The following is a 2268-nucleotide window of genomic DNA, read 5'->3' on the forward strand; positions in this document are numbered from 1 at the left end:
AAATGTTTTAAATCAAGCTTGCTCACCAACTCCTTTGAATATATCTGTTTCAGTAATGCCTTTGCTTTGCTTTTTTCAGCTAAATTAGCTTTGAAAAAGACATCGTGTGGCGTGGGCAAATTGTTGCTTGATTCGTTATTTTCTGTCATTTTTTACCGCTAACAGCATCTTTTAAGCCTTTGCCCGCAGTAAATTTAGGTGCTGTAGATGCCTTAATTTTTAGCACTTCACCTGTCTTTGGATTGCGACCCTCATGAGCTGCACGTTCGCCCACGCTAAATTTACCAAAGCCAATGAAATTAACTGAATCACCATTTTTGACAATATCAGTAACTGCTTCAATAAATGCGTCAACTGATCTATTAGCATTGTCTTTGGTTGCGTTCATTTTTTCTGCGACCAATGCCACAAATTCAGCTTTGTTGTAGTTTTTAACTTCTTTTTTCTTAGCCATGTGGTTGCTCCTTTAAAATTAATATGATTAAAATATACTGTGGTGCTAGTAAATACAAGGGATTTACGAGGTGAGTTTGTCTTTTAATGACAACACCACCTGCCTAAATATTGCGTTTTTAACTCGATGCTCATTAGGCAACTGATCATAAGCAACCAAACAAGGGTGCTCTTTTTTATCGACATCTTTAACTTCACCATAAACCCAACCATCATTGATCTTAATACTGAACCAGTTTTGATGACTTTGTTGTGGTGTTAAATCAGGGTCATCTATATATGCCTTAACACCGCTGATAACACTGTCTTTATGCCATTGTGGCGCATCTTCCCATGTGAATTGCGATTGATCACCTAAAGATTCACAGTAAGCTTTATTAATATCGTGTGTGATTTTTGCTATATTTTCTATGCTCATTTGTTATTTCCTTTAAATACGAGTGCGCTTAATTGGCTCACTTTTTTGTTTAGCATCTCATCCCAAATATTGGTTTTTTCAGCCTCTAATGCGTCAAATTCAATATACTCACCCAGTTCACGCATAACTTTAGTTGTGCGTTCTTTCCGGTCAATATACATCTGCTCACGAGAACCCATGACCTCAAAAACAATATTATGCTTTGGCGTTTTAACAATAATATCAGGCAAACAGTTCAATAACTCGCCATCGATCATGACACTTTCATCAAACAATGGCTTAATCACTGTTGCGGTTAGCTTTTGCTCATGCCACCACCTAGCGCGATACTTTAATTTTTCTAACACCATGCGCTCATAACGACTATCAACAGGGATAAGCTCAAAGGGTGATAACACGGGTACAGCAAAACCATTGTAAGGTTTAAAGCTTCCTATATCATTGTTAGAATCCGTCACGGTAAAGATCACCAGATACGGCTTACTATCCTCACCTAAACGCCCCGATGATTTTTTCAAGATACCATTAAGCTCAACAACTATTTCCTTGGCTTTGTATTTGAAAATGAGCTTATTGCCGACAATATCACTAGCGACCGCAACACATAAAGCATAAGGGCGAGCTTCACCCCATCGTGACAGGGAGCCTTTTAACTTTTGCTTAATCTGCTCAATATCAGGATATGTAAAAAGAAACTCACTGGCTTTAATTTCTTTTTCCATTTGATACTTGCGAGCCGCTTGACGTAATGCCTTATAACTATCGCTGATATTGACATTGTTACAATGAATACGATTCAATCGAGCATCATCAAGGAGGCAATACAGAAATCTTGCCAATTTTGGGTATTTTGTCACGGTGCTTTTTGATGTCGAAAATTCACTTTTTTCTTTTTTGTCCTCATCACCTAAACCACCTCTAACATGCAGCCTTAAAAGGTTTGACTTACTGATGCGTTTAACTTGATTGCTCGACCCACCCGAAGAGGTAGGCGAAACTTTAAAGCGACACGTTGCGTTGTGATCGCCTCTTGAGTTGATATGTTGTAAATAGTAGTTGTCCTTGTGACTTAAAGCGATTGTCATCAAGGCGTGTTCATCCTCTTTAGTGTCACAATCACATTCAAGCCAACAATCACGATCACGGATGTACTCACTTAACGTTTTAACGATCTCTTTTTGTTGGTGGTTGCCTTTGTTTTTAATGAACACCCAAAATAAAGCATTCGCTTCATCGTCACTTAATGCGCGAACTGACACGATTCGGTCATTGTTTTTAAACTTTTTGATAACCTGCATTTATTTGTCCCTTAGATTCCTGATTAGTAGAGTAAGCCGCACCCATTGCTGAGTGCGACTCCTCGAAGAACGCAGCATGAAACTTTCACTTCACTACGC

Annotated in this window: 4 protein-coding genes; all 4 read right to left on the reverse strand. The window is 38.6% G+C overall.

Annotated elements, in window-relative coordinates; translation table 11 throughout:
- Positions 1 to 149, reverse strand: a 149-nt coding sequence (locus ACY10D_RS04475; protein ID WP_486999579.1) for an Rpn family recombination-promoting nuclease/putative transposase, incomplete at its 3' end; no start/stop codon positions are given.
- The gene (locus tag ACY10D_RS04480; RefSeq protein ID WP_486999576.1) at positions 146 to 454 is read right to left on the reverse strand and encodes an HU family DNA-binding protein; all 309 of its coding nucleotides are present in this window, start codon (positions 452 to 454) and stop codon (positions 146 to 148) included. The genes ACY10D_RS04480 and ACY10D_RS04475, both read right to left, overlap by 4 nt.
- 63 nt (positions 455 to 517) lie before the next feature.
- A complete protein-coding gene (locus tag ACY10D_RS04485; RefSeq protein ID WP_486999577.1) occupies positions 518 to 871 on the reverse strand; it encodes a RyR domain-containing protein in 354 nt (117 codons plus the stop codon).
- Positions 868 to 2169: a hypothetical protein gene (locus ACY10D_RS04490; protein WP_486999578.1), complete on the reverse strand. Its 1302-nt coding sequence runs from the start codon at positions 2167 to 2169 to the stop codon at positions 868 to 870. The genes ACY10D_RS04485 and ACY10D_RS04490 overlap by 4 nt, the downstream gene beginning before the upstream one ends.
- Positions 2170 to 2268: the final 99 nt, after the last annotated feature.

The sequence above is a fragment of the Cysteiniphilum sp. genome, assembly GCF_057495195.1.